At 58.5% G+C, this 25,122-nt stretch carries 16 protein-coding genes and 3 pseudogenes; 12 read left to right on the plus strand and 7 right to left on the minus strand.

Translation table 11 applies throughout. From position 1 onward, the window contains the following. Position 1 precedes the first annotated feature (1 nt). The 5 genes from GA566_RS28890 to GA566_RS28910 all read left to right on the plus strand — a co-directional run bounded on the left by GA566_RS28890 (position 2) and on the right by GA566_RS28910 (position 4,266). Positions 2-508: a hypothetical protein gene (locus GA566_RS28890; RefSeq protein WP_160474989.1), complete on the plus strand. Its 507-nt coding sequence runs from the start codon at positions 2-4 to the stop codon at positions 506-508. Beyond that, positions 483-779 carry a hypothetical protein gene (locus GA566_RS28895; RefSeq protein WP_160474990.1) on the plus strand — a complete coding sequence of 99 codons (297 nt, stop codon included), beginning with the start codon at positions 483-485 and terminating at the stop codon, positions 777-779. Before GA566_RS28890 ends, GA566_RS28895 begins: the two co-directional genes overlap by 26 nt. A 3-nt stretch (positions 780-782) precedes the next feature. After that, the gene (locus GA566_RS28900; protein WP_160474991.1) at positions 783-1,400 is read left to right on the plus strand and encodes a DUF4400 domain-containing protein; all 618 of its coding nucleotides are present in this window, start codon (positions 783-785) and stop codon (positions 1,398-1,400) included. Between the two features lie 55 nt (positions 1,401-1,455). Continuing rightward, the gene (locus GA566_RS28905; RefSeq protein WP_160474992.1) at positions 1,456-2,289 is read left to right on the plus strand and encodes an ATPase; all 834 of its coding nucleotides are present in this window, start codon (positions 1,456-1,458) and stop codon (positions 2,287-2,289) included. A 249-nt stretch (positions 2,290-2,538) separates the two neighbouring features. Further along, complete coding sequence (locus GA566_RS28910; RefSeq protein WP_160474993.1) at positions 2,539-4,266, plus strand: ATP-dependent helicase; 1,728 nt, start codon at positions 2,539-2,541, stop codon at positions 4,264-4,266. 91 nt (positions 4,267-4,357) lie between these two features. Here the strand turns inward: GA566_RS28910 and GA566_RS28915 are convergent, their stop codons facing one another. The 3 genes from GA566_RS28915 to GA566_RS28925 form a co-directional block, all read right to left on the minus strand. Next, on the minus strand, positions 4,358-5,665 hold the full coding sequence (locus GA566_RS28915; protein WP_160474994.1) for a replication initiation protein: 1,308 nt from the start codon (positions 5,663-5,665) through the stop codon (positions 4,358-4,360). 961 nt (positions 5,666-6,626) lie between these two features. Further along, complete coding sequence (locus GA566_RS28920) at positions 6,627-7,652, minus strand: ParB/RepB/Spo0J family partition protein (protein WP_160474995.1); 1,026 nt, start codon at positions 7,650-7,652, stop codon at positions 6,627-6,629. Then, positions 7,652-8,365: a ParA family protein gene (locus tag GA566_RS28925; RefSeq protein ID WP_160474996.1), complete on the minus strand. Its 714-nt coding sequence runs from the start codon at positions 8,363-8,365 to the stop codon at positions 7,652-7,654. The genes GA566_RS28920 and GA566_RS28925 overlap by 1 nt, the downstream gene beginning before the upstream one ends. 3,239 nt (positions 8,366-11,604) lie before the next feature. On the opposite strand from GA566_RS28925, the gene GA566_RS28930 reads away from it, so the two are divergent. From GA566_RS28930 to GA566_RS28940, 3 genes are all read left to right on the plus strand, one after another. Continuing rightward, a complete protein-coding gene (locus tag GA566_RS28930) occupies positions 11,605-12,513 on the plus strand; it encodes a LysR substrate-binding domain-containing protein (RefSeq protein ID WP_160474997.1) in 909 nt (302 codons plus the stop codon). Positions 12,514-12,676: 163 nt separating this feature from the next. After that, positions 12,677-14,008, plus strand: coding sequence for an MFS transporter (locus GA566_RS28935; RefSeq protein ID WP_160474998.1), 1,332 nt, complete (start codon positions 12,677-12,679; stop codon positions 14,006-14,008). Positions 14,009-14,016: 8 nt separating this feature from the next. Next, positions 14,017-15,216 carry a M20 aminoacylase family protein gene (locus GA566_RS28940; RefSeq protein WP_160474999.1) on the plus strand — a complete coding sequence of 400 codons (1,200 nt, stop codon included), beginning with the start codon at positions 14,017-14,019 and terminating at the stop codon, positions 15,214-15,216. Positions 15,217-15,222: 6 nt separating this feature from the next. On the opposite strand, the gene GA566_RS28945 is transcribed toward GA566_RS28940, so the two are convergent. Next, positions 15,223-15,429: a DUF3079 domain-containing protein gene (locus tag GA566_RS28945; protein ID WP_160475000.1), complete on the minus strand. Its 207-nt coding sequence runs from the start codon at positions 15,427-15,429 to the stop codon at positions 15,223-15,225. Positions 15,430-15,613: 184 nt separating this feature from the next. Between GA566_RS28945 and GA566_RS28950 the strand changes: the two genes are divergently transcribed. Beyond that, positions 15,614-16,039: a CopG family transcriptional regulator gene (locus GA566_RS28950; protein ID WP_160475001.1), complete on the plus strand. Its 426-nt coding sequence runs from the start codon at positions 15,614-15,616 to the stop codon at positions 16,037-16,039. 1,515 nt (positions 16,040-17,554) lie between these two features. Here the strand turns inward: GA566_RS28950 and GA566_RS28955 are convergent. After that, entirely contained in the window at positions 17,555-17,947 is a 393-nt protein-coding gene (locus tag GA566_RS28955) for a response regulator (protein ID WP_160475002.1), read from the minus strand. 699 nt (positions 17,948-18,646) lie between these two features. On the opposite strand from GA566_RS28955, the pseudogene GA566_RS28960 reads away from it, so the two are divergent. Next, positions 18,647-18,769, plus strand: a pseudogene (locus GA566_RS28960) (IS3 family transposase); the annotation flags it as partial. A gap of 506 nt (positions 18,770-19,275) precedes the next feature. Here the strand turns inward: GA566_RS28960 and GA566_RS28965 are convergent. Beyond that, positions 19,276-19,719: a MarR family winged helix-turn-helix transcriptional regulator gene (locus GA566_RS28965; RefSeq protein WP_160475003.1), complete on the minus strand. Its 444-nt coding sequence runs from the start codon at positions 19,717-19,719 to the stop codon at positions 19,276-19,278. Positions 19,720-19,870: 151 nt separating this feature from the next. Between GA566_RS28965 and aceE the strand changes: the two genes are divergently transcribed. Next, entirely contained in the window at positions 19,871-22,552 is a 2,682-nt protein-coding gene (gene aceE, locus GA566_RS28970) for a pyruvate dehydrogenase (acetyl-transferring), homodimeric type (protein WP_160475004.1), read from the plus strand. 890 nt (positions 22,553-23,442) lie between these two features. Beyond that, positions 23,443-23,640, plus strand: a pseudogene (locus GA566_RS33770) (transposase); the annotation flags it as partial. Between the two features lie 136 nt (positions 23,641-23,776). Here the strand turns inward: GA566_RS33770 and GA566_RS28980 are convergent. After that, positions 23,777-24,255 (minus strand): annotated as a pseudogene (locus GA566_RS28980) (transposase); the annotation flags it as partial. Positions 24,256-25,122: the final 867 nt, after the last annotated feature.

A 25,122-nucleotide genomic window follows, 5' to 3' on the forward strand; every position in this document is an offset into this window, starting at 1 on the left:
CATGCGCAGCAGCCTGTTCCGCGAAGTTATCAAGCAACACAATCTGTCGGCGAAGCTATCGCCCGTGTTCACCCTTTCTCCGGACCTCGATGAGATCTGTGCGCGCGTGGTCGACTACGTCGGCTCCAACTTTCGTGTCCGCGATGAGCCCCTGATCAAGGAGATGCTGACTGACGGTATCGCCGCATGGCGCGCGGCGCGCAAGCAAGGCGATCCGAGCGTTGCATTCATGAAGGGCTTGTTTTCGCGCTCGCACGATCTCTACAACAAGCGTTATGCCGCCTTCAAAGGCGAGAAGTACAACGTCTGGTACCCCTTCCACGAATCGATTCCTTCCTTCGAGCAGCGCCAGCTCGCAGGGTATGTCTGTCAGGTCGTTGACGAGCCGGCTCCGGGTGAAGTTTCCCAACGGTGCGCGGCATTTCAGCTGGCCGCCCGGGTGCTGACCGGATACGCCTTTTCCCGCTATTTCGAGAACTACGATGTCGCTGGCAACTTTGCACACTGACGCGCGCCGCGTCGCGCTCCTGTTCCGCCAGGTCCCGGCACACATCGCGGCGCGCCTGTGCGGCGTCGACCCCGTGTTGGCACTCGGCATGCACGAGTGGCTGACTTCGCCTTCCGAGAGCAAGAACCCGATGCCCGAGGCATTCACTGAGGGTGCTGGCACCGCGTGCTTTGCGCTCATCAAGATCTCGGTCACGAAGCCCGCCGTGTTCTGGGCCGCGTTGGTCGCCATTCCGAGCTTCCCGATCCTGTTGGCGCTGAGGTGGGTCTAAAGAATGGCAGGCAGCAGATTCGCATCGCATGTCCGTCTTTGGCTGATCATCGCTCCGCTGATGATCTGCACGCTCGCGCCCTTTATTCAGGACCAGACGGCGTTCGAGATCAGCGAAGCCGAGCAGGCATCAGCCGAGCATGTGCTGGGGCCGAACAAGGCCAATGTCGCGGTGTCGTTGGCGAACGCTCGATTCCACAAGTGGTTCATCGAGTCCGGCGCCGTGAAGGCATCGTTCTCGGGATCCGATGCGCCGACGACGCTTTCGGACGGCGGAGCTTCAGACTTTGGACGAGGATGGATGCAGCACTTCTGGCTGACCATCTACCGGGCGCTGTATCGCGCGGCGGTGGCCTATTACTGGCTCTTCGGCGCAGCGGTCCTGCTAATCGCCATCTTCAACGATGGATCGGTCTCCCGAAAAATCCGGGCGGCCAGCGCCGGATTTGCCAACCCCGTGTCGTTTCACGTTGCCGCGCACGGCCTGATGCTGTGCTTCGGGATCGGCGCGTCCGCGCTGCTTCTACCCTTTTCTTTGCTCGCCAACTGGTGGACCTATGTGGTCTGCCTGGTGGGCCTGCTTTGCTGGCGCCTAGCGGCGTCATTTCACGTCGGCAAATAGTCCGCCCACCCAATTTACGACGAGGTCACACAACGGCCTCCCCAACGGAGAAATCATGACCACGACCGACCTTATCCCCGCCGATGAAGGCATCCTTGACACCTCGGCAGCAACTCCTGCCGCACCAAGCACCCTCGGCACGATGGACAGCACGGGAGACGTCGAGAAAGAACTCAACGAGATGGAAGCCTCTTCTGAAGCACTGCGCAGCGAGGGGCTGATCTCGAACGCCGATCATGAGCAGCGCAAAGCGGAAGTCGAGCGCACGCGCAAGCTGTTCCGCGAACTCCAACCGGAGCAGCGCCAGGCGATCATCCGCCGGCGCCGTGAACTGGGCATGCAGATCCTGGATCGCGAGCTGGCGGGCGCCGCAGTCGTCCCTGTCGCGATGAAACTGAATCACACCCGCCTGCGCCCACTGTTTGAGCAATGGTGGCCCTACATGAACCGGATGTCGTTGAACCTGCAGCGCTTCGGCCAAAGCACATTCACGCGCGCCGAGCTTTCCACGCTGGAGACGTATCTGGAGCGCGAGCTGTCCAAACTCGAAGACTACGTCGACGAGCAGGTGCGCGTCGCCAAGGCGTATCGTGAGCAACGCGAGGCTGAGATGCGCACAGCCGGCGAGATCGTCTTCGCGCCGACGATCCAGCGCCCTTCCCTCTCGCTCGAGGTTCAGGCTTATTCGCGATTTGCCGTCCGGGCCCTGCAGGTGCTGACCAAGTTCGACCAGACCATGGACCAATTCGATTTCATGGTTTGGAACGGCATCCGGGACCAGAGCGATGTCAATGAGGAAGTGTCGCGGTTCCTGCGCAAGTTCCAGCCGTTAGGCCTGCGCAGTTACACCACGCATTTGAAGCTTATGACGACGGTGCGCGGCATCTGATCTGCCGTCGTGGCATCAAGTCCGCCCCAACTAGCCCTGTTCGGTCTTGATGCCACCATGTGGCACGTCTTTGCAATGCTCTCTCAATCTCGTGGTCAGAGTTGGTCGGGCCATGTCCCTCGCAGTGCCAGATTGATGCACATGCCCGACAAGGCTCGTGGCACTTGCTGGCACTTACGCCAAGCCGCCGGGACCAGGTTTGAGCCGGCCTGACCATACCGGTCCAACGGCCGGATCTGATCCAGCGCTATGTCCCTCGCCAAAGCCCTTGAGAAACTGAATCCCTCGCAGCGCGAGGTAGTGGAATGCCGCAACCATTGCGTCGCAGTGGCTGTGCCCGGCGCGGGAAAGACGGCCACAATCGCGGCCAAGGCAGCCGTGCTACTGAGCGACCCAAGCATGACAGTCGGGGCCGTCACGTTCAGCAAAGATGCCGCGATAGAACTGCGCGACAGAATTTTGGCTCTAGCGGGTCCCTCTGCTAAGAAGCGACTCATCGCCGGCACCTTCCATTCTCTAGCTTACAAACAACTTTCAGTGACGGCAGGAAAGCGGCCGGACATCGCCACCGATGGCGAGCGAATCGCGATCCTGACGCAGGTCATACAAGAGTTGAGCGCGGAATGGAAACTCGAGGACGCCATCGCCGCTATTGAGCGCCTTAAGACTGCGTTCGGCATACCATCCCCCGAATCCACGGATGGGCAGCTATTTGCCGCTTACCAGGAAGCGCTTGATAGAAATGGACGTTTGGATTTTCAGGACCTGATGCGGTATGCCGTCCAAGGAATGCAACAGGGCATCATCCAACCTTACAAGGTCCAGGTCCTGCTGGTCGACGAGTATCAGGACGTAGATTCTCATCAGGCTGCCTGGACGGCCCTTCATGCCCGCGCGGGCGCAGCGACTTGTCTCGTATGCGACGACGACCAGTCAGTGTATGGCTTCAGATCGGCCATGGGACTGCGAGGCATTGAGGGCTTTACCAACGAGTTCAACGCTCGTCAGATCGTGCTCGGTGTTAACTACCGCTCTCACAGTGAAATCCTTGCAGTAGCTGACAAAGTCATACGGAACAACACAGAACGTGTCGTAAAGGAGCTGATTTCAGATCGGGGGCCTGGTGGAACTGTCTCGTTTGATCGTCACGATGATGAGTACGAGGAAGCGATCTCGGCGATGGAAGCGATGTTAGCGGCGGTACGGAAGGGTAAGACCGCAGCGATCCTCGCGCGGACCAATCGGATTCTCGACCCCGTGGAAGCCGTCTGCCGCTCTCACGGCGTCAAGTACCATAGGGCTGCTGGGCGTTCGATACTAGACCGTCCGGAATCGGCCCTGACGGGTAACCTGCTTGAGCTAATCGAGCAATCGCGAACCAGCGGCCTAGACGCTATTTTGGGGTTCTCTGGAATTGGTGCCGCCGACCTTCAGACGCTTCACACGAAGTTCACGGCGACGAAAGATGCCTTACGCCTTAAAAGAAAGGACCTTCGTGAAGCCGGGCTCGCAGAGGAGGTCGCAGACAAGTACCTTGATCTGACGAAGCGGCTTGCTGAATGGCGTAGTTTGTGTGAACGCCATTTTCATGCCCTCATCTTGGATGGGGTATTTGAATGGATGATGAAGTGGGCTTCCACCGACCAAGGAAGGCGAGCCATCACTACAACGTACGATGTACTTTCCAGACTAAACGGACCTTTTTCAGACCGGTTGGAGTTTCTTCGTCGCAAGAACAACGAGGCCGTTGCAGATGCCATCGTGCTTACGACTTTCCATTCGAGCAAAGGGCTCGAGTGGGACCATACCGCTCTCATCCGCTTAGAGGAAGCCGTCATTCCCGATGAAAGCAGCCCTGAGGCTGAGGAGCGCAGGCTGTTCTACGTCGGCCTTACTCGCGCCCGTCACACTATGATGCTCTCGACCGCAAGAAAGAATCCAACGTCCCGGTTCGTAGTTGAAGCAGGTCTCGCCTAAATCCTTAACCAATGACATCGCGCCGCGTAGAACGGTTTGGACTGACCGTAAAGCAACCGCACGTCGTCTTGGCTCTTCGCGATGCGTTAGCTTATGCCGCAACCTTGCCTGTCAGGACGTACGAAAGAATGTCCTCCGGCGTTGGCGCACCCCACGTTTCGTTAGCCAGCCATGTGTAGAAGCTCGTTTGAGCAAGCTTTGAGGGCCGCTTGTTGATAACGAGCTTCAGATCAATGGCCACACACTGCTCGTTATACCGCTCTATCAATGATGTCTGCTCCTCCGCAGCGAGCTCAGAAAAGTACTCCTGTACTACGGGCAGTCGGGCAGCAATGTATTTTTCCATTGCCTCAGCAGCAGATTTGGCTTTCGGTACCGAGGCGACTGAAGGATCTTCCGCGACTTCCTCTGCTTCCATGCCGCGCCCCCACGATTCAGCAAGGGTTTTCCGAAAGTAAGCTGGGACATTCTCGACGGCTGGAGCATTCTTCTTCGTCAGCCTGGCACGGACATAGGCTAGCGCATCCCGCAGAGAGCCGTGGTTGTGAGTCTTGGCGAGCTTTCGAGCTTCACTGGCGGGAAGACCTAGCTTGATCATCGCCTGCACCAGTTCACCGCCCGCGGCGTCTTCCTGAACAGCCTGTTCCTTCCGGCTAATCTTGAATTGTAGGTCCGACACAGACCGTCCAATCTTGTGTTCAATCAGCTCGAGGTTATGGTCTGAAAGATCGCATATCTCAGCAATGCAAGGGTTTAGCACCGCTCGCTTGAAGATCTTGTACTCCTTGTACTTGGTCTCGCTCTCTTCCCGTCCCAATATCAAATTGCGGAACACCGGCAGCGGGATACGAGCCGTGATACCGACGCGCTCATACCGAACTGTGTTTTCCCACAATGCGAGGGAATGAGCTCGGCGGAATAGCTTTGCAATGCGCATATCGATCATCGCATAGCGCTCCGGGTTCAGCAGTTCTTCCCTGATCTGGGGAGCAAAGGAATAGGAGAGCAGTGAGCCGGTGATCTTCGCTCCGGCTAAGAGCGTAGAGCCGGTCCACGTTGCTGTCCCATCACTGTTCAACTGGTCCCAATCGACGACTGTTCTCATCAGGGATTTCGCGGTCTCCTTGATGTAGCCGGTGTCTTTCGTTGTCAGCGCCAGATTGGACATCATCTCGGGAATGGATATCTGGAAGGTATCCGTCGAACCCGCCTGGCCGAGCCGGTGCTCAATGGCGTTCTTAATCAGAGCGTTGAAGAGGCGCCGCTGCTGCAGAGTGAGAGCTCCTCCTACCGGCGACACGTGAATTGCTTGAACAGCCTTCTTGAACGGCTCGGGCACCTCGGGCTGCTGGAACAGTGCTATTTGAGACCCCTTGGGCGGTGCCTTCGCTCGTGGCATGTCAGTTTCCGAACTCTCGAATGGTGAAATCTTAGACTTGTATCGTTCACCTATCAAGCAGAAGTGCGGTTTTCCAACTATCCAGGTATGAAAAGCCTTTGGGAATCAGACCGATGTCGCACACTGTGAAAGTGGTGTCTCCCCAAATTCATTCACCCCGAAACATTGAAACACACCCAAAATTGTTCACCTTTCGGATTCGGCCATCGAAAGAGACATCTGAGGGGAAGCCTTTTGGGGATTCAAAGCTGGGAAAGGTGAATCATTTTGGGGAGCATGAGCGGGCTGTCGGCGGAAAAAATACAAGGCGGCTAGAAATCCCTAAATACGTTCACCTCTATCACCCCAATGCCGTTCACCTTTATGACGTTTTACGCGGTAAGTGAGCGCACACCAACTGCATCCACCTCAAAACTATTCACCTTTCGCAACCCCAACGCATTTCACCTACGAGATCCGGTGCGGGTTTCTAGGCAGAGCATCCATCACTGGCCCCAAATCTATTCACCTGGGGTTGACCCCAAATTTCTTCACCTTTTGAGGTGATCAGGGTCTTCCCCCCTCTGCAACCCCAAATCTGTTCACCTGAAGCGGTCCCAAAAGCCTTCACCTAGGGAACTAGGGCAGGTACCCCAAGGCACTTCACCTATTCCCCATATCCACAACCCTTTCGCCTCATTACCATTCACCTCCACCCCAAATCCACACCCCCCTCGCCCCACAGCTGTTCACCATATCCCCACAGGGGTTCACCTGTAGCGAGAAAAATGCTTTGAATACAAGGATTTAGCGCGCCTAAAGGTTTACTAAAGAGTTTACAGTGTTTACTAAAGCACTTAAACGTGAAGTGTCTTCAGCGATATACCAAAACGAAGGTGAACAGCATTGGGATCAGTCGGGAAACTGTCACCTATGGGCTGCCCTTCGCGTCCGAACATGATGGAAGTATCTAGACCGAAGGTCACGCCTCGCCTACAGCAAATTTGGCCTTCAGTTCTTCGACGAGCGCTTGGCGCTTGGTGGGGTCCTGCAACAGGATCTCGAACGTCACCTTTCCTGAGTCCCAGTCCTTCAGAACACCAAGAGTGGTTCCGTCCGGCGCATGCAGCTTGTGCTGCCGCGACGTCTCTTTCTGCTTGCGGACCGGTTTGTTCTCGTAGCGAGCCCTAGCGTCTGTTACATCGCGACACACTGCCACCTCATCTTTGACCTTTGCCGCCATCGCCACAGCAACGGAAGTGCCTGCTGCACGCTCCAAGAGCGAAAGTTGGTACAAAGTCGTGAGGGCAAAAGGTTCTGGTCGCTCTTTCACGATATCCAGGATGCCATCCGATAGCTTCAGGATTGACATGGTCTTATTGACGTTCGGCAAGGACATACCAGTGGCTTCCGAAATTGCGGATTCACTGGGATAGATGCCCTCGTCCATAAGCGATTTCCAAGCGAGAGCGTTATCTAGAGGCGACTGCTGTTCTCTCTCGGCATTCTCTTTGTATGAAATTTGATAGAGCTGCTGATCCGTAAGGTTCGGATGAATCATCAATTTCATACGGGTCTTTCCAGCGGCTTTGAGCGCGCGGAACCGGTAGTGACCACCTGCTAGCACTCTACGCCCGTTCCTGATCGTCGCTAGTCCCGGGACTAGCTGTCCGTCCGCCCTGATCTCGCCAGCAAGTTCATGAACACGTTCGGGCCGATAGAGGCGTCGTGCGTTGTACGGGTTCTCATCAATTAGCTCGATATTGACTTCCTCGAAGAAAGGTTCGGTGCTCCTAGAGACTGCCGAATCGGCAACACGAAGGTTCGCTACATTTGTCGTTACTGCGGGAGCGCCATCGTGTGCCGGCCCTTCGGGACGCTTCTCCGCAAAACCATTCGGCTGGCGCTCCACCAAAGCTTGGGCACGCGCAAATCGATCTGCCGGAGGAGCCGCGGACAGAGCTTTAGCTGCTTGGTCGCGCATTTGTTCGAGTCGACTCTTTGCCATCACACCACCTCCTCGTTGTTCTTAACGCTCTTTCTCTTGCCTGACTTCTTCTCGACAGTGAAACCGAGATTTTTAAGAACCACGTCGGCCAAGGCCTCTACCTCTTTCACTGCTGCCGAGGCTCCCGTCACGCCATGAACACTGAGTCCAAACATCTGAGATTCGCCGTATGCATTGCGTTGCTGAAGTCCGGTATCGAGGAGCGGAATCTCTTGATCGTCCTGCAGTATTTCAGTGCAAGCTTTAAAGACGTTCCCTCGACGCGACATCGATGGGATGCAGTATGTCAGCAAGCTAGGGTTTTCAGTCTTTGCGCGTCGCGCCAACTCCTTCGCTTCGCGGCTTGCCCAAACGTTGTCCATGAGAGGAATAACCGGGATCAAGGCGATATCGGAAATGTTCAAGGCAGCCCACGGTATCGACGATTCGATCGCCGGAGGACAGTCGATGAAGATGAAGTCATACGTCTCCGCACGTTTCTCGATTTCCCCGAGCATCTTTTCGCGAAGCGGAGCCAGGCTGATCACCTCCGCTGGAAACGACCGCTCCTTGCCTCCTTGCCCTGCCCAGATCGTGCTCGTGCCCTGCTTGTCCATATCAACGACGAGTGTGCGAAAGCTTCTGAGCGCTAGGGAGGCCGACAGTTGCATACAAGTCATGGTTTTTCCGCAACCGCCTTTCTGGTTGAAGACCGTAACGATACGAGCCACCATAAAATTCTCCTAAAATATATTTATTTAATACAATATCATGAATCATGTGTAGATTGCACTGCAATGAGAACGTAATAGACCACATAATTCATTTTCCCCAAGAGCTACAGCCTTCCGTTGCAATACGGCGACAATCGTTCGTTCACATTAGCCGTCTCGCCGACCTCCGATCTCTGCCATTCTTCAATCGTCACCGGTCCAAATCGAAGGTTGGGCGCTCCAACGAACTTTCATGCGTGAAAGCGGCATCCCAGAACTAGGAGTAAGGATCAACGTTTATCAATCTGAAGTTGGCCACGCCAGCCTCATCCCTAAAAACCCTTGGGGACGTCTCCGCTTTCACGCGTGAAAGTCAGGGTAGGTGCAGGTCGTGAGGCGTAGCGAAGCAGTTGCGACGCCGGAGGCCCAATTTTTTGAGGATCATAGGCAATCCCCGCTGTGGCGAGATGGCGATTGTGAGTCGTATTACAGGAGGCGAATTTTTATGCTGCTACCCATCTCGCAACGACGGCACTTTCACAGATGAAAGTAGCGGCATTGCTGTCCGCGAGCCCAGCCGCGACGGCGAACAGGAAAAAAGTTTTGGTGAGAAGGCGCTGGGAGGAAGACCAGGATGTCATCGAGAAGGCTTCGAGTTCACCCGCGTGTTCTTATGCGCTAAGTTGAGAGACACGGTGCGGCCTACGGCCATCAGCGTGTCCATCCAACGTAATCGCTATTGCCACCGGTGTTGAGCGAGTCATCGCGGACTTTCATGCGTGAAAGTCCCGCCACTCCGAAGCCGGTAATTCATTGCTGGTAAAGCAGTCGTACCTCCATCGGAGTTGAGTCACACGTTAAAGCATGTCCGTGAGCTACAGCGCTTGCTGGGAAAGAACACCATGGAGAACGAGATTCTCCGTAAAGGTGGAGGCGATCAAGTCGCGAAAATGGAGTGTTCGCTCACCCTTATTGCCGGGGGACGACCTGTTATACGGGTCTGCGAAGTATCTGTGTAGCGCGCTCAAATATGGCTGAGAAGCCGATTCGTTCCGCAAACTGGCGGGATTAGCGCAGTGCCAGGCAAACCGACGATGCAGGGTTGCTCGAGATACTCGCGGTGTGCGGTCGCCCTTTCGCAAGCTACCGCTATCGCCGGGTATGAGGTGTACTGCTCCGGGAGCCGCGGCATCGTGGAGCACTTCCGTCAGTGCGAAGCGGGTCGAGGCGATATTCGAGTGAAGTGTACGGTCCACAGCTGCGATGTAGGGTGGCCCCGCAACGTAGCGATGACGAACCCGCGGTGGCGCTCTGAAGGCTTTGAGTTCCGCTGGGACACGGCGAGCGCCGCTACTCGTGACGTTCGTCCTGGGACTGCTGCGGCAGCGAGGTGATGAATACGGTGTCAACCGGCGGGCACAGCGGCGACGTGGGCCGTGACGGGATGTTGGCCGCGATCGAGAGTCTCGTTGGAAACGCGCTCAAAACGCCGATGGAATTGAATGGCTGACCGATAATGGCTTGGGTCTACACGGCAGACTAGACCAAGACTTTTGCGTCGCAATCGGCGCGAGGCCATTGACCGCTTCGGTCTGCAGTCCGCAGAGCAACGGGATGGGCGAGAGCTTTGTGAGGACCGTGAAACGCGACAATGTCGCCTTGACGCCCACGCCTGAGGTTAAAACAGGGGTTAGCAATCTCACTCTCGCCTTTGAGTATCACAACGAGCAACACACCAATGGCGCCCTGAACTATGGCCCCCGGGTGGGTTACTTGCGATGACCTTATCACCCTAAAGGGGTGACCGAGCCGGTCGGCGGCCCGGGGCCAAATCCACTACCGAACGTCTTCGACCATACCGGCCTGTACCCGCAAATCGGCAGGCGGCCACTCGGACTTTCACGCGTGAAAGTGCCGGCGAGCTTTGTCCGTCGCCCTTCTCCGACGAGTTGCAGGATTGGCAAGCATTGTGAGATCCAGTTCTGGGACACCAAGCGTCGCAATACCCAAACTGACCAATGCGCAAGTCCTCAACAAGATCATGAGGCTATGCAAATTTTTGCGGCTTAACCTGGCAAACTGAAAGAGAACGTCACATCGTTTCAATTTTTGACTACAAATGTTGCCAACCCGTTCACCGCCTAGCCGTCAACGGACTTTCATACGTGAAAGTCCTTTTGATATTTGGCGTCGATGCAAATCGCCAAACGTTCAGATATCGGCATTCAGGGCGAAAGTACCCGGGTAAAAAAGAAAGTAGGGCAGGGCGCAAGCAAGATGAATTGCTGACAGATCTCCCGGCACGCTACTTATATTTACTGCGAATCTAAACCTCCACACAAAGTGGTTCGGCGAACCCGGAACTTTAAGGAGCGGCTGAATGTCGGGATCTGTTCGTCATATTTGAACCGCGATGCCGCTCCTCACTGGCGCAAGAGCCCGGACGACGCACGCAGAGACTAGCCAATGTTGCGTCATTGATCCCCCGTTTAATTTTTATATAAAGTATTTTACTTATCATGCGGCCACTGGCTTTATCTCCGAGCCGACGTGATAATGACGTTCTACCAGCCGGGCGAAAATGTCAGTCGCCAATGTTTGCCAATGGCTCCGGGAGTAGACGCCACGCCGGAGGATTGTCGCAGGTGGAGCGCTACGGGGCCATCGTGTTAGAGGTGGCCGACTGCCCGGCGGTCACACGCTGGGGGCGCGGGGCGGCATCCAAGACTCGTCAATGAATATGTCATTTTCGTGAAGGCACCCGGACTTTGCATATCCAAGAAGTTGGCCGTTGGAGTCACTACGATGCGCTTACGGCAGGCGTCTAGCGATTCCCCGCGTTGCTGCCGCGTGGATGGGCGGACTCCTATTCAGTCCAGCGCATTCGTTCCCCATCCCGCGCGACAACCGGCAACAGGGAATGTGCCGCTGGAGCCTTTCGTCTTTTGCCGGGAGTGGGTTATTCTCAGAACTCGAGAAGCGCCTGTTAAGCGGCGTAACGTATTGATTATGCGAAGAAAAGGTCTCTCCTGAAATTCAACCGGCTTCTTTTGCCGTCATAAATGCAATGTAAATTATTTTATTGGAGATCTTCGTATCAGCGCCTGCGACGAGAGCGCGGCGCCCTCCGGCGGCAGCCCTGAAAGGGCGGTTGCCACAATGATTGTCCGCCTCCGCGGTATCAGTCGTTGAGCGATGGCCCGGCAGCGGCCTAAAATGGCCGCTTTTCGCCACGGGTTGGCGGGTTCGGGATTGCCCTCATGAAGCTCCACCAGCTGCGTGCGCTGGCTGCCGTTGCGGAAACAGGCAGCATTCAGGAAGCGTCGCGCGTATTGCACGTGACACAGCCGGCGCTGAGCAAGGCGATCAAGGAGCTAGAGACCAGCGTTGGAGCCACGCTGTTCGTGCGCACCAGCAAAGGCGTGCAACTGACACCACCAGGCCAGCGGCTAGTGGCCCATGCAAGGCTCATCAACGAGAACGTACGTCGCGCGCGCCAGGATCTCGAAGACATGCAGGGCGCCGTGGCCAGCGATATCGTGGTGGGCGTGACGCCCGTCACCGCACTGCTGCGATCCGTGGGCGCGTGCCTGACGGCATTCCGCCGTGAACATCCCCAGGCGCGACTACGCGTGCTGGAAATGCGACCGGCCCAGCTTCTGGAACAACTGCGCGAAGGTACGCTGGACTTCGCCCTCACCTCGCAGTCGCTGCCGGTGGATCGCGGCCTCGACTGCACCGAAGCGTGCCGCGTGCCAACGGTGATCGCCGGGCGCAAGGGCCATGCGCTGCGTGGCGCCACGTCGTTGGACGAACTGCTCGATGCCGACTGGATGGTGCTCGATCCGTTGTCCGATCCCCAGACCCCACTCCACCAACTCTTCAGCGCCAACGGATTGCCGTTGCCGGCCCGCGTGGTCGAATGCAACTCGATGACGCTGGCCCTGGAAATGTCCCGGCTCGACGACATGCTGCTATTGCTGTCGGAAGAATCGCGCCGCAGCCGCTTCCTGCTGGACACCATGGAATTCCTGGCCATCGCCGAACCGGTGCCCGACCGTACGATCTCGCTCGTGGTGCGCGACCGTCATACGCTGACCCTTGCCGCCTCGCGCCTGCACGATGCGCTGCTGGCCGCGCTGCGTGCGGACTTCCCCGTCGCTTCCTAGCCCTCCCGGCCGTTCGCGCGCCCGTGATTACCAACGCTCATACCCATGAAAAAAAGCGGCGTGCTTTGTGGGTAGGTCGCTTCTAAGATCGTCGGCACCAGCACAAGACGACAACAGGCAGCGCGCCTTGCGACTGCCGGGACGCACCACCACGAGGAGCCTCATGAACGAAGCCAGTCTTCCGCTGGGCAGCGATGCCTCGGCGGGACCACTCACGTCCCCCGCAAGTCAGGTTGCCAGTGCTGCCGCGGCGAGCCCGCGCAAGCAACGGGCCATCATTGCCGCCGCCATCGGCAATGGCCTGGAGATGTACGACTTCACTGTCTACAGCTTCTTTGCCGCGATCATCGGCAGGCTGTTCTTTCCGGCCAGCAGCCCGACGGCGTCGCTGTTGCTGTCGTTTGCCACGTTCGGCGTGGGGTTCGTGATGCGGCCGCTGGGCGCGGTGTTGATCGGCAACATGGCTGATCGTCGCGGCCGCAAGGCGGCGCTGACGCTGACCATTGCGCTGATGACCGTGGGGACGGCGCTGATCGCCTTCACGCCGTCGTACGCGAGCATCGGCGTGACAGCCACGGTGCTGATCGTGGCGGGCCGGCTGCTGCAGGGGTTGTCGGCCGGCGGCGAGATCGGGGCCGCCTCGGCGTTGCTGATGGAATCGGCCAGCCAGGGCCGGCGCTGTTTCCTGGTGAGCTGGCAAGCGGCCACGCAGGGCGCGGCGGCGCTGGTTGGTGCGCTGACAGGGGCGGCGGTGTCGGCGTCGCTGAGTCCGGAGGCGCTGGAGTCATGGGGATGGCGCGTGCCGTTCCTGATCGGACTGCTGATCGCGCCGGTGGGCATCTATATCCGCCGCCATCTGGAAGAAACGCATACGGAGAGCCGGGAGCACGCGAGCCTGGGCGCCGTGGTGCGCGAGCATGGCCGGACGCTGGTGCTGGGCGTGCTCCTGACGACCAGCAGTACATCGTCGATGTACATCATGGTGTTCTACATGCCGACGTACCTCGTCAATACGCTCCACATGCCACAGGTCACGGCGTTCCTCGCTGCCTGCGTGGCGGGTTTGACGATGCTGGTCATGGCGCCGCTGTTCGGCCGCCTGGCTGACCGCCTGCCGCGCCGCAAGACGCTGCTCATCGTCAACAGCATCGTGTCGCTGTGCGTGCTGCTGCCGAACTTTGCGCTGCTGGCGTCGGGTCCGGGCTTGCCGCTGACGCTGTGCTGCATCGCGCTGTCGGTGACCATCGGGTCCGTGGGCAGCGGCGCCGGTGCGGCCATGATGATGGAGGCGTTGCCGCGCCATCATCGCGCCACGGGCATGTCGATCATGTACAGCGTGGGCGTGACCATTTTCGGTGGTTTCGCGCCGCTCATCGTCACGTGGCTGATCGGCGCCACGGGCAGCCGCATGGCGCCCGCGGGCTACCTGCTCGGTGCCGGCGTGATCAGCTTTGCCGCGCTGTTGCTGTTCCCGAGCCATCCCAACCGCGACTGACCCTTACCATGAACGACCAACTCTCCGAATCCGCAGCCAGCCAGCTGGCCGCCTCCGCCGCGCGTTTCGCGGAACTGCGTCACGATATTCACGCCCATCCCGAACTTGGCGCCGCTGTTCCCCGTACGGCCGGCATCGTGGCAAACCTGCTGCGCGAATGGGGCTACGACGTGCATACCGGCATCGGTGGTCATGGCATCGTCGCGCAAATGAAGATGGGCAATGGTCCGCGCCGCATCGGCATCCGGGCCGACATGGATGCCCTGCCGCTGCACGAACGCACGGGCTTGCCGTATGCGAGCCAGGTGCCGGGTCACATGCATGCCTGTGGCCATGACGGGCACACGGCCACGTTGCTGGCGGCTGCCGAATATCTGGCCGCCACACGCCGCTTCGACGGTACGCTGAACCTGATCTTCCAGCCGGACGAGGAAGGCATGACCGGCGCGCTGTCGATGATGGAAGACGGCTTGTTCGAGCGCTTTCCGTGCGATGCCATCTACGCGTTCCATAACGGCCCGGGCCTGCCGGTGGGCATGGCGGTGGTGCAGCCGGGCCCGCAGGGTGGATCGTCGGATCGCGTGACCGTCACGTTCCGGGGCAAGGGCGGGCATGGCGCGATGCCGAATCGCGCCGTCGACCCCACGCTGGCGCTGGCGCATACGGTGGTGGCGCTGCAGGGGATCGTGTCGCGCAACGTGGCGCCGGTGGATGCCGCCGTCATCAGCGTTGGCCAGATCGAGGCGGGCACCACGTACAACATCATTCCGGAGACGGCCACGCTGAAGCTCAGCGTACGCGCCACGGTGCCGGCGGTGCGTGAACTGCTGGAACAGCGGATTCGGGAAGTGGTGACCCATCAGGCGGCGTCGTGCGGCGTGACGGCGGAGATCGACTACCGGCGCCTGGTGCCGGCCATCTGCAATACACCTGCCGAGGCCGCCATCGCGCGGACGGCGGTGGCGAGCGTGCTTGGGGAGGACAAGGTCATCCAGGTGCCACCGTCGACGCAGATGGGCAGCGAGGATTTCGCGTGGATGCTGGAGCGCGTGCCGGGCTGCTACTTCGTACTCGGGAACGGCACAGGCCAATGGGTGGGCTGCTCGGTCCACAACGATGGCTACGACTTCAACGATGCGCTGATTCCACTGGGTGCGGCGTGCTGGGTGGCGCTGGCGGAGGGCTATCTGAAGGCGGTTGAAGGCTGATGGCTGTCACGCCGGCGCCGTCAGCGCCGGCGCCTCCTCCACCTCGATCCCCCAACCGCCGTGCTCATACCAGTCGTCGCCGAGCAGTTCGGCGGGCTGCTGCGCGCGGCTTGGTCCGTTGCCGCAGCCCATCGCGTCGCCGGCGCGGTGCTTGTCGCAGCCCCAGCAGATGCGCTCGGGATGCTTCGGATGGATCGGAAATTTGTCGGCCATGAGGATGCGCAGACGGACAAGTGCGGTCAGTTGCCGTCGATTGTTAGCCCGTCGATGCCTCGATTTCGGCGAAACCACGACGACACGTCTTCTCTAGTGGATCACTTTCCCCGAAACTTTCTTTCGCCATCCTGTTGGATGTTGTTAGGATGGCCAGAAGCAAGATGAAATCACTGGTCGGCATATGAACCTTACTGCACAAGAAAAGACGCTGCGCCCCAAGGGTGGGGAGACAGAGAAGATCACCATAAACCTTGGCCCTGTCGATCTTGGCCAAATTGATCTGCTGGTTGAGGAGGGCTTTTATTCGAATCGCACCGACCTAATACGGACTGCGATTCGAAACCAATTGGTTGTCCACCAGCAGGCCATCAATGAGACGGTTACACGCCGATCGCTCGTACTGGGTCTGCAACATTTCTCGAGGCAAGACCTTGAGGCGGCATTGGCTGCCAATGAGAAACTGGCCATCCATGTTCTTGGCTTGGCAAGCATTGCAGCCGACGTCAGCCCGACACTGGCTATGGCAACAATCGAGTCTGTCGTTGTGCTGGGCGCATTCAACGCGCCACCTGCGGTGAAGGCCGCATTGGCGGGACGCATACGGTAGTCGTCGCCCATTTCGTTTGGGCTCGGCACGCCGAGTCCCACTACGAGAAGACGACGATGGGTTTCTCGCCTCGATGCATGAGAGCATGCCCATTTTTTTCCGCAGGTCGCAAGCGCGTGCCGCGATGCTTTCATTGGGGGCAGCGGAGCGGGCAGCTCTTCCATCAATGCGAAAGAGCCAGACGCTAATAGGGAATGGTCCTTTTTCGGCAGCCCATCAGGGTCGTGGAGGTGTCGGAGGGCGGGGTCCCGGCAGCAGCATGCTATTCCATGCTTGCGAACAAAAAGGCCCCGCATGTGTCGGGGCCGGAAAGCTTCCATCGGGAGTGAATGGAAACTGGTGCACTTCGAAATATAGTCGCTCATCGAGCGGAGACACGTAGGTGTTCGTCTGATATGCGGGCAGCTACGTCTGAGCTTCTCATAGGCCTCCACTTTCCTCCGCGAGAACAGTACGACCAACCTCAGTGCCCTCCTTAATAGTTGAGGGCTTGTCTGAGAGCGCGGTCCGCTCGCCTGGGGATGCGCCGATAGTTAACGGGAGATTGGCGGTTTCCATCAATGCCTTCGAAGAAAGCCGCCTCGAGTGGATGGACAGCTCTGTGCTCCTTTCGAGTTCAACATGGGGCGTTCGCTTCAGCGTGGTCCGGTACGCCCGCGCCGTGAAAATCGATTCTCGTGCCGGCCAAGCCGTCGTTGGGCGAGGCCATGGGCCTGCGCGACACCGACGATGCGTTGTCGCTGCGCTCGCGGTGGCTGCGCCAGGCGATCGGCGAAACACTCGCCAATTCGGAGAACGTTCCTCTCTTCCGGGGTCTGCGAGCGAACAATTTAGCAATACACCGGCGACATTACTCTTTGACCAGAATCTCAGAGGCTGGCTCTGGAAGAGGCGCACGGTACCCTCGCCCCATCCTCCTCCTCCTCCGCACGGCCATCATGCAATTGGAGCAAAGTGCCGGGCATGACAGTTATCCCGTTTTTTTTGAAAGTATGCGATCTCTTGTAGAGAATCCGCGTATGCTGGGTTGCTTTAGGGGGATATATGTCTCAGAACAACGCGGTTTACAAGGGTTTCAGGGTTTCAGCGAAAGTGCGTCATGCTGCTGCACCGGCCCACAGCGAAATGGTTCAGCACCGCTTCCTAGCTACGGCGACAATTACTCAAATGAGTGCTGGCATGGGCTCCCGAAGGTTGGTGCCACCCATGATCCAGCATCATGCTGATACACCGCACGTTGCGATTGAAATGGCGCTAAGCTCGGCCCGAGAAGTTATCGACCGAATGTCAACGTTCGTAAAGTCCCGGTAGCCCAGTTACTGAGGCTCTGGCCTCTGCACTCGAGGGGTCGTTCTCCGTCCATACAAGTCTGCGATCTGTAAGCAGCACCGTCCCGACACATTGCAGAAATGATCCGTTGCGGGAGCGGGAAGCAGTGCTATGTCGCTAAATTTTCTTCCCGGCAACGTGGCTTTCACTTTCTTCGGTTTCCACCGGCGAACGGTGGGCGAATGCTCAGGCAGTCGGTATGTCGTGCCCTGGTAACAGCTCTGCGATTTCAGCTATTAGAAATTCAAGGCGCACCGGTTTGCACAAGAGCCGATCCAAGACTTTGTCCGTGATGCACCCTACGGCCCCAGTCCACATAATGATTGGGACTGTCTGAAAACGTGTGTCAGCCTTCATCTTCCTACACATTGTCAGCCCGTCCATGCCCGGCATCATGTAGTCGGTAAGAATGAGGTCTGGTAAATATTTTTGGGCCTGCGCTAAGCCGCTCGCTCCGTCGATGGCGGTTACGACGCGAAAACCATATAGCTCCAGAAGCAATTGCCACGCGTCGACAAAATCCGGGGTGTCATCAACGAGTAGGATGAGAGGCGCTAACCGTTTCGTCTGTGATTCCACGGCATTGTCCTTGAGTTGCGAACGAAATTGTCCTTACCCACCTAAGGGCTGCATTCGGATAACAAACCGCAGCAACTTCCGTTCCACGACCGTAAGCTAGCAGGATCGACGGCAGTACGTTTCTTAGCCATTGCGTTGCTCTTGGCGTACATCCCAATGAGCGTTCCGCACCATGCGAGCGAAATCTGTTTCATTTGGCTGGAACCAATCTGAACGTTAGCGATTTTTGCGCCTTTTCGGCTACCTTCAGCGTCAGATGGCTCGATGGAGATAGCTCTGATGCGAAATATCGGTAAGCGCAACAACGTCCAAAAATTTGGTAACGGGCCCCTTGCGATGCTCTACGCGCACGGCTTTGGGTGCGACCAAAGTATGTGGAAGGCCGTCGCGCAAGCTTTCCGGGATCGCTACCGCATCATCCTTTTTGACTTGGGGTAGGCGCGGGAGGGTCGGACCTGTCCGGTTATGACAAGAGCCGGTACGGAACGCTCGACGGATTTGCGTCAGACTTGCTTAAGATCATCACCTGTCATCCAATTCGGACACTCTGTCAGCGCAACGATTGGAATGCTGGCGGCTATTCGGGACCCTGAAATGTTCGCGGCAAACGTCTTCGACGGGGCGGACCATGGCACCGTCGCAAGCCCCGGAGTCCGGCGTAAGCCGGGAATTTGGGGTTAGTGAGGGGTCTGTTGCGCCATTGAGCAGTTCATCGTGGTAGTTGACTCTTACATCGGGTGGCACAACGAGAAGAGGATCAAGATCTGGCTGGGCTATCGCAGCCCAGTCGAGTACCGAAAAAGCTTAGGATTCTCTGCCTAACCAGTCCAACTTTTTGTCCGCATCCCCGTGGGTCAGTTCTCAGTGCAACTCAACACCGAGATATGGGACACGGCTTCAAGCGCCTGTCGATCGGCCAGAATTGTTTCAATGGCAGCCAGGAGCGTATCGGCACCCCAGCACGACGCTTGTTGTCCGCCTACGGCACGCAGATCCTTGAGGGAAATGGCAGCGTGCCCCGCCCAAGATGGTCGAAGAGGGACAAGGCTAAGGATGCCGGCGGCAATCTCGGCGCAAACGCTTTCCACGATTCTCGCTTCCTCGAGGGAGAAGCCCGTGCGCGCGCAGAGACTCAAAGCGTGCGGCAATCTCGCGAATGCCGTCAGGTAGGAAATCGCTACCTTGGAGGCGCTCGGCGAGGATATGCTCGAGTGATCTTGCGAACATGCCGTGAGTATCTGGAGAGAGCTAGAGTGAGCGAACGAGATATAAAACACTGTAGCTCTATTATGCTTGAGGGACTCTTGACCCGAGAATGGCGTTCGAACCTATCTCGGCCTCCCTGCTTGGGCTGCTGCCGCGTCAAGCGCGCGAGAAAATCGTTCGACATCTTCCGGCCGGAATTGGGCAACAAATAGCTCGTTGACCGCTGCCTCGTAGACGCCCCACATCTTCTTGCGCAGGGTCTTGCCTTGCCGCGTGATGGAAAGGAATGCCGCACGGCCGTCTTCCTCCGATCGGACACGCCTCACGAGCTCTTCACGTTCTAGCCGGTCAATCAGGCGCGTCAGGTTGTACCGCTCTATGGCAAGCACATCGGCAAGCTCATGCATGCGGCGTCCTTCCTCCGGCCCGCTCTCAATCCCCCACAGTACGTCGTACCACGCGTAGACGGGTAGCCCAGCCTCGGCAAGGCGCCGGTCGACCTCGCGCAGCAAGGCGCGATGCGATCGTACGAATGAAAACCACAAATCCGGTATTTGTGTCGGCATGGCGTCTCCAATAGTTGCAGTTGCAATTATGCCGTAAAGCACTCACAATCCCCATGCGATTGCATTTGCAATTCATTCGGATCGCGATGAACTCGTCTACCCGACCGGGGCTGACGCGGCCGGAAACCCCGTCAATCCCATGGAGACACACATGAAGGCCCCGCTGTTGCCGCTGCACGTATTACCGCTCGATGTAGACCCGCAGGAGACGCAAGAATGGATTGACGCCCTGGCCGCCGTGACCGAAGTCGAAGGCCGTGAGCGCGCCCACTACCTGATGAACCGCCTGCATGAATCCGACGCAGCCCAGCACGGGGACTTCCATGGCGCAATCACGACACCCTATGTCAACACGATCGCCCAATCCCGCGAGCAGCAGTATCCCGGCGACATCCAGATAGAGCGCAGGCTAGCCGCCATGGCGCGCTGGAATGCCATGGCGATGGTGTTGCGGGCGGGCAAGCACTCCAATGTAGGTGGCCACATCGCTACCTATGCATCGGCCGCCGTGCTGTACGAAGTGGGTTTCCAGCACTTCTTCAGGGGTCGTACGGAAGCCTTCGCTGGCGATTTGGTCTATCTGCAGGGTCATGCGTCGCCCGGCATTTACGCGCGGGCGTTCTTGGAAGGCCGCATCGACGAATCCCTGCTCGACAATTTCCGCCGGGAAGCCGGGCGTAACGGTCTGTCGTCCTATCCCCATCCGTGGCTGATGCCGGATTTCTGGCAATTCCCCACCGTTTCGATGGGACTCGGACCGATCACGGCGGCGTACCAGGCGCGTTTCATGCGATATCTCGAGGACCGGCAGCTGGCTCCCGCCGAAGGGCGCAAGGTCTGGGCGTTTCTTGGCGACGGCGAAATGGACCAGCCCGAATCACTGGCTGCCGTGGCCATGGCTGGGAGGGAACGGCTCGACAACCTCATCTTCGTTGTCAACTGCAATCTTCAGCGCCTGGACGGGCCCGTCCGGGGCAATGCCAAGATCATCCAGGAGTTCGAAGCCCTGTACCGCGCAGCTGGCTGGAACGTAGTCAAGGTGATTTGGGGCAGCGGGTGGGACCGGCTGATCGCACGCGACACCACCGGCCTGTTGCGCCAGCGCATGACGGAGTGCGTCGATGGCGAGTATCAGGCCTTCAAGTCGCAGGACGGGGCTTATGTACGCGAACACTTCTTTGGCAAGTACCCCGCCCTGCGCGAACTCGTGGCCGACATGAGTGATGCCGAGATCTGGGCGCTGAACCGTGGCGGTCATGATCCAGTCAAGGTCTTCAACGCCTATGCGGCAGCCACACGGCATGTGGGACAGCCTACCGTCGTCCTGGTCAAGACCGTCAAGGGTTTCGGCATGGGGGAAGCCGGTGAAGGCCAGAATATCAACCACCAGCTGAAGAAGCTCAACGCAGACGCCGTACGCGCGTTCCGGGATCGCTTCGAGCTGCCGGTCAGCGATGACCAACTCGAGGCGATCCCTTACCTGAAGCCCGCACCAGATAGCGCGGAAGGACGTTATCTGCGCAGCCGGCGCGCGGCGCTGGGCGGACACATTCCGGCCCGGCATGGCGGAACGGGCCCCATAGCACTGCCGCCGCTGTCGATCTTCGACACCCAATTGAGCGACTCCGGCAGCCGTGGCTACTCCACAACCATGGCTTTCGTACGCATGCTTGGCACGCTACTCAAGGACAAGGTGCTGGGTCAGAATGTAGTACCGATCGTTCCCGACGAGTCACGGACCTTCGGCATGGAAGGCATGTTCCGCCAGGTCGGGATCTATTCTCATGTCGGACAGCTTTACACGCCGCAAGACGCAGATCAGCTCAGTTACTATCGCGAGTCGCAGGATGGACAGATCCTGCAGGAAGGGCTCAACGAGTCCGGCGCGATGTCGGCATGGATTGCTGCCGCCACCTCATACAGCAATCACGGCGTCAATGCGCTGCCGTTCTACATCTACTATTCGATGTTCGGCTTCCAGCGGGTGGGCGACCTGGCCTGGGCCGCCGGTGATGCCCGCGCACGCGGCTTCCTGCTGGGCGCCACCTCGGGACGAACCACGCTCATGGGCGAAGGGCTGCAACACGACGATGGCCATAGTCACGTACTTTCGTCGGTCATTCCCTGCTGCGTTTCATACGATCCCACCTTCGCCTATGAGCTGGCAGTGATCGTCCATGACGGAATGCGTCGGATGTATGTGGAGCAGGAAGACATCTTCTACTACATTACCCTGCTGAACGAGAATTACACGCATCCCGCCCTGCCGGCTGGGGCCGAAGTCGGAATCCTGCGAGGGTGGTATCTGCTCCGATCGACGTCGCCGCAAAACGCCATCGGCCGGGTACAACTGGCCGGCAGCGGCGCCATTCTCAACGAAGCAATTGCGGCGGCGGAACTGCTGGGTTCTGATTTCGACATCGCCAGCGACATCTGGAGCGCCACGAGCCTGACCGAACTGCGCCGGGACGGCCTGGCAACGGAACGCTGGAACCTGCTCCATCCGGAAGCCACCCCGCGCCAGCCTTACGTCCGGCAATGCCTGGACAATCGTGAGGGACCGCTCGTGGTGGCCACCGACTACATGAAGATCGTGGCTGACCAGATCCGTCCGTTCATTGGTCAACGTCGTATGGTGGCGTTGGGGACTGACGGCTTTGGCCGCTCCGACACGCGTGAGTCGCTAAGAAGCTTCTTTGAAGTGGACCGACATTACATCGCAGTGGCTGCGCTCAAGGCGCTCGCCGATGACGGCACAGTGCCGCGCAGCGTCGTCGCCCAAGCCATTCGGCGCTATGACTTGGACGTAGACAAGCTTGATCCGTCTATCTAGCTAAGCAGCAGCCCGTGTGTCGATCTGGCACCGAGGGCGAGGCAGCCGACATGCCTCGTCCTCACAGTCGCGCTTCGGCTGCGCCGCTTTTGGTGAACAGAGCGCTGGAATAAAGAGGCGTTGACCCGGTACAAGTTTCCTGACACCTTGCGAACGCTAGGAGAGCCCCCTGGACCAACGGCGATCCGCAAGCGGGAGACGTGAGCCATCAATTGCTGGCCGTCAAAAAGAAGGGCGCCACAAGGGACGAGGAACAACCCGCAGGTGAGTTTGCCTCGCAGAGGAGCGTGCCAGTGCGAAACAACTCTGCCAGGATGAGCAAAATGAGCTTCGCCTCCAACACTCCTTCCCTGGCTGCGCGACCGCGAAGCGGGCTCACGTGCCTACCTGAGGTATGTGCTTTCAAACTTGACGAGTGCTTCAAAGGGTTATTCCACCAAGAGATTCTCTAGCCGATCACAGCGCCTCAGGAATAACCGAATACAGATCCTCGATCGAAACAATTTCTACGCTGTTTTTGGGAGGATATCTTTCTTGAGATATGAAAGGGACAGCCGAAGGGCCCCTGTGCGTGAGCGTGGGTGTTGCCTTCCCCTATGCAGATTGCCCAGGTACGACAGTCTTTTCGAGCCGTGCGCTATCTTCGCCCGCACGCTGGTCGTCTCAGCTCTTCCCCCACAGAGACCAGTCTCCCCTCGCCGCTGCCGTATCAAGCCGACCAGCGAGGCGGTCACCACCGAAGCCTTTCAGGAGGAAAGGGCGGCCCTCCCGTCGGGCGGCTTTGCGCGCGGCCGACGTGTAACTTAAACGTAAGCATCCGACCATGTCCGTCTTTGCGGCGAGGAGTAGCTAGCGAGAATAGATGCCCATCTAACCATTGATGGGCATCTATGAACGCTGAAGTCAGCTCAAGTCCCCGCACCTTTCGCAACGAGCCGAGGCGACGCTTCACCGTCGAGTACAAGCGCGAGGTTGTGCGGGTTCTATTGGCCTCCCCAATGTCCCTGGCTCGCGTGGCACGCGACTATGACCTGAACCACAACCCACTGGCCAGATGGCGCCACGAGTATGAGCACGGGAAGTACGGTGAACCGGCGCAGCCAGCAGATGGGGCAACACCGTTTCTCTCGGTGAGCGTGGAGCCGGCGATGAGCGCGAGGTCATCCGATGCGCGCGCCGACGGCGCGGTAGGGTCAGCGGTGACGTCAGTCGAACTCCATCATAGATTTCAGTCACCAGCGCCATATCGTCGTATTCGCGGGCCCGGCGACCATCTTGCCAATCCGCTGACCGGGCCTGTTTCGCTGCCACCGCAGAGCGCGCCACGCCGACGACATCGCAGACCGTCTTCATTGGTCGTCCCCGGGTAGTAAGGGCGAGCGCGCAATCCAGTTTTTTGAGCGCCCATACTCCACGGCTTCTTTCAGGATTTCTGCTTCCCGCGTCTTCTTTCCCAGCAGTCGCTGCAGCTCCCTGATCTCTTTGAAGGCATCCGCCAACTGCGAGGCTGGGACTACAGCTTCGCTAGCGCTCACGGCAGCCAGGCTGCCCTCCTGGTACTGCTTGCGCCAGGCAAACAACTGATTGGGATTGAGCCCGTGCCGCCGCGCGACCGCTGAAACGGTGGCTCCTGGCTCCATCGTTTCCTGGATGATGGCGAGCTTTTCTTGGGCTGAACGGCTTTCGCGCAGGGTATGTTTCATTCCTTATCCGAACCGTTACAGCCCGGCCTTTGCTTTTCCGCCATCTCATACCCGCACAGTCGACAGCTCGCCTCGCAGCTCACTTGCCCATGGGAAACTGTTCGGGCTTACCACGTTCCCGCCTCATCACACGACTGAGTTAGGCCCCGCCTCTTCGCCGGTGGCTCTATTGGCGACGTATTGCTTGGTAGTAGAGCAATATCCAGCCACGTCCCGTTTTAGGTCATGCCTAACAGCAGCTTTGGCATGTCAATTAATACGACGTTTATCAGCGATTCACATATGTTGGCCATGTCAGTCAGCTTTGCGTCTCGACCCCATCGCTGTTTCAAGCCTCCACGCAGCGCCTCACGACGCCCCATGCTTACGGACACTTCGTCGGAGCGGCTTCGCACACCACCGTTGCCAGTGATGCACGCGGTCCCAAGCTACCGCTGGGCGCACAGCGAGTTCCCTACTGTCAAAATGACAGGTGAACAATGATGAAACGAACATGCACTGCGCCCATGCACCGGCCTCATGCTTCGTGTCGCACACCACCCCTAATTATAAGAGGTGCCAGGTGTCCTGAGATTTAAGGGGCCGCTCCAAACAGCCAGGCGCTATCGTCTGGGGCGATCGGCGTCTCGCGTTGCGTGTAACCGATAGGAGTCCTGTCAACCATGACCTGCTACCTGCTATTGTAAGTGGGGGACTGTGTCCGGCGAATCAGGGGGCCGCTCCAGCGCAAGGCGCAGTGCGTTCATCCTGGTATGTGGTCATGCCATCAGGCACGGGCGGAGTGCAGTCCGACGCCTCAGCCCATGCTAATGTTAAAAGGAGTGCGGAGTTTGCGAATCTGAGTCGTTGCACTCGATTTTTGTAGAC

The sequence above is a fragment of the Cupriavidus sp. SW-Y-13 genome (genome assembly GCF_009793345.1).
In the GTDB taxonomy this organism is placed as follows: Bacteria; Pseudomonadota; Gammaproteobacteria; order Burkholderiales; family Burkholderiaceae; genus Cupriavidus.